We start from the raw sequence: 5,595 nt of genomic DNA on the forward strand, positions 1-5,595 counted from the left end.
CCGGGGGGGGGGGGGCGGGGCGCCTCACCCACCCCCCCCCCCCCCCCCCCCTCCCTACCAAAAAAACCCCCCCCCCCACACCCCACCCCCCCCCCAAAACCCCCCCCCCGCCCCGCCCCCCCCCCCCCCCCCCCACCTTCACTCTCTCCCCGCACTTCCCATACTCCGAACCTCCCTCACCCCATACCTGGGCGCAATCCGCCCGGACACGCTCATCCCTCCCCACACCTCGCCTTCTTCACCGCCCCGCACCTTCCGAACCCTTTCCGCCGCAACGTTCATAACCCTTCCTCGGTCACTAGCAAGTACGCCGCTTCCAGGTGCACAAGGCATTCATCCGGACTGTGAAAGCGATGGACGTACCGCAACTCCCTCGCGCGCTCGACGGTCAACTCCATCAACGACACCTGGCACATGAACTCCGCCAGCCACCCGTCCGCATACACAAATGCCCTGTGCCCCATAAAGTCCGGTACCGACATCGATCAGCCCCACAATCGTGCGCACGGCAGCACAGGAAGATCTTCTGTCACACAGTCGTCAACCGTGACAACAACATCCGACGATGCGTGTGCCAACTCCTCGGCAACGCTCTGCGCCTGCTCCGCACAAGCTCGGTACTCCATACACATCGCGCCGGATTCGATCCGGATACGGCGCAGATCCCGCATCACAACCTCCCCGTCCCGTTGTCGGACAACTTCCTGGTAGGAGGGTGGATCGACCGGCTCAGGGGAGCGATATACCGATTGGTCGGCCGAGTATGCGTCCGATACATACCTTGGCACCGTCGCGGGCACTAAGCTGTCCCGTCTCGTCGTATCCTGGTGAAAATTCGCAGGTCAAATCCATCGATTGGGCAAGACGGGGTACAGAGAGCGATACGCTCGACCCAGCAGGTACTACTGGGTCGATCAGAGCAAACTGGGTGGGGAACTGGCACCCCGGGACAATCCGGAGCAGCAATGAAACGAGGATCCGGCCATCGGTATTGCGGCCGCTGCGGGGGTAGGCTCAGCAACTACAACACTCAGAAACTCTGCGGTGCTTGCGAAATCACCGTGCGTGACGAACTCCACCAACCACCGACGGTGCCGACAGACTTCTGGCACACCGACCAGATGCGCGACGCTCTTGCTACCTGGCACATGGGTCACGTATTGCATGCCTATCGGACGCACCCATTCCACGGTCGAGCACTTCCCCAAGAGCTGGTTGCGAGTTGGTTGGAGCTGACCCAGGCGCAGCTCAGCCGCATCGAAAAGGGCACTGCGCCCGAACATTTGTCGAAACTGACTCGCTGGGCGCAACGTCTGGGTATCCCACACGAACTGCTCTGGTTCAAACTTCCGGAAGCCGATACTCGCGACACCGTCGACGAATCCGAATGGACCGATGCGCCACGACATGATGCGATCGACCTCGCTCGCTGGTTGGCATCGGACGGCGCCGGTGCTCCGCCACCCCGGCACGCCGCAGAATTGGAGCGAATCGGGCGCGCGCTCGAGGATTCTCGCCGCTACTTCGACGGCAACGTCGTCGATTTCTTCCGCGCCCAACTGACCCGATGCAAGCTTGACGATGGATCCCTGGGACCGGCCGCTGCATTGCCTCTGGCGCTCGCGGTCATCGCCGCCATCCGCCGACACTCGCCGGACGTCCATCCCGGCGTCCGGCGCGAACTCCTCGCCGCCGGTGCTGACGGCGCGGAATTCGCTGGATGGCTCTACCGCGACCTACACGATCCGCTCAGCGCGACACTTCTCTACGACCGGGCGATGGAATGGGCGCAGGCTGCGAGCAATCTCCCGATGCAGGGCTACGTACTGTTGAAGAAATCCCAAATGGCCTACGAGACAAGAGATACGAGCATGGTGCTGACGCTTGCCCAGGCCGCCGCGGATGGTCCCTGGCAGCTGCCGCTCCGCGTCCAAGCCGAAGTCGCGCAGCAGGAAGCCCTCGGCCTCGCAATGGCTGGAGAGCCCGCAAGATCCGTAGAGCACGCTCTCGATCGGGCCCAGCGACTCTTGACCAACGCAAGTAGGGCAGACGACGAAGCATTGGTCACTTACTTCGACCAGAGCACACTGCTCGTGCGCACTGCATGTTGCTACACCGAAGCCGGCAAGCCGCAGATCGCAAGTCAACTCTTCGACCAAGTTCTGAGAGGCGGTGGCTTGTCACGTCGTGATGCCGGGTTCTTCGGCGCACGCCGCGCCAAAGCCTTGGCGCTTTCGGGTGAGCCCGATGAAGCCGCATCGGCTGCGGTTCGTTCGGTCAGCGTAGCGCGCGAAACCCATTCGGAGCGAACAATAAACGTCCTCGCCGACGTTGTCCGAACACTCGACCCGTGGAGCCACCGACCAAAAGTACGCCGGCTCCGCGAGCTCCTACTATCGTAGCGCCGACCCCGTCGCAAGCCATCGGGACACGACACCGATGACTTCGGCTTGATACTCCTGACTCCTAGGATCGAGATACTGCGGATCGTCATGTACCGCGAACCCGTGCTGCGCGCCTTCGATTTTCACGAATTCGACCGGCGCGATGAACTTTCCAGCAGCCCGGCGCGAACCGTCGATCGGCACCAACGTATCGGCGTTCCCATGGACTATGAGGGTGGGAGCCTCGATCTCCCCGAGCACATCCAGCGGCCGAAACCAGAACACCTCATTGAGAAACGGCCGACCATGCTTCAAGTCGGCCTTGAACTGGAGCGCCCCGGTGTCATCGAGTTCCTTCGCCCGTTCGCCATTGATGACGTCGTTCACCCAGTAATCCCGGCTGTCGATGGTGCGCTGCTTGTAATCCACCTGCGGATTGAGGAGGACCAGCCGAACCAGATCATCCGGCCGCTTCGCCGCGTAGTAGGCGCAGATGCCTCCGGCAAAGCTCGCACCGCACAGACTGATTTCCACCGCACCGGTGACCTCCCGCACGTAGTCCAGACAGACCCGGATGTCGTTGAGGATCGTCGCCATCGTGAGTTCTTCCTGCCGCCCTTCGCTCTCACCATGACCGCGGAGGTCGAACCGCAGCGACGCTATACCGGTGTCGGCAAGGCCGACGGCTAGACGAGCAAAGAACCCACCCTCGTCACGAGTGACTCCACCACCGTGCACCAGGACCACAGCGCGGGTTGAGGGTGGATCGGAAGTAACGAGAGTGGCTGCAAGGTGCAAACCGTCGAGCGTCCGGACGCGAGTGTTCGTGCTCGTCGGAACCATAAAAGCCAGTCAACCAGAGAACGCCGGACGATTCGCGATGATCTATCTGGTCACTCTTTTCGCACCGGCGGACCGGCGTCCGATCACTCGTTCCCGTAGACGACGCGACACTTCCCGGTCGAGTTCACCAACCGACCCGCCACACTCGCGGGATGGGTCGGCGCGCGGTAACCGGTGGGTACAGTGCTCGGACATGCGCAACCGGCTGCTGCTGTCCGCTGTCACCAGGCTCGTGAGTTCGATCGTGGCGGGAGTCCTGGTGGGCGCGGTCGTCGGGGTTTACACGGCCGGGCCGCTGGGCGTTACGGCCGGAATTGCCATGACAGCAACAGTTTTCGTCGCGATGGGCTGGCTGGCCCTGTGGTCGCTGGATGCCGACGAGACACGGGCCTACTCACGTCGCGAGGACTTCCGGCCGGTCGTGGAGGAACTGGCCGTGGTGGCCGCCGCCCTGAGCGGCCTCGTCGGCACCGTCATGATCCTCGTCCTCCGCCACTCCGAAGAAGGCCCCGCCGCAGGCGCGACCTCACTGTGCGGAGTCTTCATGGCATGGGCGGGCCTACACCTCATGTACACCACGCGCTACGCCTACCTCTACTACGAAGACCCCACCGGCGGAATAGATTTCAACTCCGCCGCACCCCCGGCCTACCGCGATTTCCTCTACTTCAGCTACAACCTCGGCATGACCTACCAGGTCTCCGACACCGCCGTCTCGAACCAGCACATCCGCGCCGTAGTACTCCGCCACACCCTCCTCTCCTACGTCTTCGGCACAGTCGTCCTGGCAACAACAATCAACCTGGTAGCAGGCTTCGCCAGCGGGTAGACGCTTCCCTCAACCCTCCGTATCAGCCGAATGATCAGGTCGGTAAGGAATGGACCACGGCCGACCTAGCCTCCCGACCGAGAACGCTCGCACGGGTCGCTGAGAGGCACCCGTCACCGCAGGACAACCACGACGAATCCACCGCCACAGCAGCGACCAATCCACCACGACCACAGCGACCAATCCACCACCGACTATGCGACGAATCCGCCACCAAACGAGCGACGAATGCACCAAGCACGCACATATCCGCCCCGTTAGCCCCCGACATACGGTTCGTGTCAAGAGCCGTTCACGCAGGTGAGCGACTCAGAGAGAGCCCGGGCTCAGGCGGCATCGATATGATGGCCGGTGAATTGCACCCGAATATCTTCGGCGTCGAGGGCAATGTTGAGGGTGGCGTCCAAGGCACCGGCGAGTTTGGCGAGCAGTGGAAGGGTTGGCACGGTGTCAGAGCCTTCGATGCGCGAGATCTTGGCCTGGGTCAGGCCGGCACGATCAGCGAGATCCGCTCGAGTGAGTCCGAGTCCGGTTCGGCGGTCGTAGACCGCTTTGGCCAGCGCCATTGAGAGCTGGATTTCGCGACGGGACTCGGTGACATCGTCAGGTTCCGTGTAGCCCTCGGCAGGTTTGCGTTCCCGGAAGGTTTTCCAGCGTGCGTGGCTCATCGGTCCAGTACTCCTCTCTCGATGACACGGACGAATTCTTAGTGGGCGGGTTCGTACTCCGCTCCGCAGGTCTGTTGGCCGAGTTTCGCCCGTTTGACCTCGATGTCTTCTCGCATTCAGGTCTTTCGGAACAATGGCTCCTCGTGCGGGCGCGAGCCCGTACGTGATGCGGATGGCAGCCGAATCTTCGGCCAGTTCCCCCGGGAGGCGGCGTCATGCAACGCCGGGCCCCGTTTGGCTAACTCGTTCGCACACTCACCGAAGGCTTCATGCAGATCGGCCCGTCCGAGGATGTTCCCGCCATGTCCGCCACCAGCCAGGCCTCCTGTGGCTAGCCCGAGACGGGTCGGCAACACTCAACCGCGGTGCTGCACCCGCGAACTCGCGTAAAGACAGATGGCCGCTGCGGCGGCCAGGTTCAAGCTTTCCGCTCGGCCGTGGATGGGGATTCGGATGCGGTGGTCTGCTTGGGCGGCTATGGAGGGTGGTAGGCCGTGAGCCTCGTTGCCGAAGAGCCAGGCGACTGGGTGGCGGAGGATTTCGTCGGCGTCGTCTAGGCCTACCTCGCCTCGGGCTGTGGTGGCGAGGATGGTGATTCCGGCGGTGCGGAGGTCGGTCAGCACGGAATCGATGTCGCGCTCGCGGGCGAGGGGGACGTGGAAAAGGCTTCCGGCGCAGGCGCGTACGCATTTGCCGTTGTGGGGGTCTACCGAATCGCCGCTCAGTACGACGCCGTCGGCGCCCCCCGCGGCGGCGGCGCGGGTCAGGGTGGCGGCGGTGGCGGGGGGGGGGATATATAACGGCCCCGCGCCCAGCGTCGCGGGCGTGGGGGGCGTGGGTTGGGGATAAGCCACGGAGCCAGCCCCCACTA

The 5,595-nt window shown here is 63.5% G+C and carries 5 protein-coding genes; 2 read left to right on the forward strand and 3 right to left on the reverse strand.

Annotated features, from left to right (window positions below; all coding sequences use genetic code 11):
* The first annotated feature begins 1,061 nt into the window (after positions 1-1,061).
* A complete protein-coding gene (locus tag QH470_RS04240) occupies positions 1,062-2,402 on the forward strand; it encodes an NsdA family TPR-like regulatory protein (RefSeq protein WP_280270926.1) in 1,341 nt (446 codons plus the stop codon).
* On the opposite strand, the gene QH470_RS04245 is transcribed toward QH470_RS04240, so the two are convergent.
* On the reverse strand, positions 2,394-3,131 hold the full coding sequence (locus QH470_RS04245) for an alpha/beta hydrolase (protein ID WP_280270927.1): 738 nt from the start codon (positions 3,129-3,131) through the stop codon (positions 2,394-2,396). The genes QH470_RS04240 and QH470_RS04245 overlap by 9 nt on opposite strands.
* A gap of 289 nt (positions 3,132-3,420) precedes the next feature.
* Between QH470_RS04245 and QH470_RS04250 the strand changes: the two genes are divergently transcribed.
* Entirely contained in the window at positions 3,421-4,056 is a 636-nt protein-coding gene (locus QH470_RS04250) for a DUF1345 domain-containing protein (RefSeq protein ID WP_280270928.1), read from the forward strand.
* 326 nt (positions 4,057-4,382) lie between these two features.
* Here QH470_RS04250 and QH470_RS04255 read toward each other — a convergent pair whose 3' ends face one another.
* Both QH470_RS04255 and QH470_RS04260 read right to left on the reverse strand, forming a co-directional pair.
* Positions 4,383-4,724 carry a helix-turn-helix domain-containing protein gene (locus QH470_RS04255; protein ID WP_280270929.1) on the reverse strand — a complete coding sequence of 114 codons (342 nt, stop codon included), beginning with the start codon at positions 4,722-4,724 and terminating at the stop codon, positions 4,383-4,385.
* A 356-nt stretch (positions 4,725-5,080) separates the two neighbouring features.
* Positions 5,081-5,595 (reverse strand): TrmH family RNA methyltransferase (locus QH470_RS04260; protein WP_280270930.1); only part of this gene is annotated, 515 nt, incomplete at its 5' end.

The organism is Nocardia wallacei (assembly GCF_029868745.1).
Classification (GTDB): domain Bacteria; phylum Actinomycetota; class Actinomycetes; order Mycobacteriales; family Mycobacteriaceae; genus Nocardia; species Nocardia wallacei_B.

Coding starts and splice junctions, on each gene's coding strand:
- QH470_RS04250 (WP_280270928.1), top strand. CDS start 3,421: ATGCGCAACCGGCTGCTGCTGTCCGCTGTCACCAGGCTCGTGAGTTCG.
- QH470_RS04255 (WP_280270929.1), bottom strand. CDS start 4,724: ATGAGCCACGCACGCTGGAAAACCTTCCGGGAACGCAAACCTGCCGAG.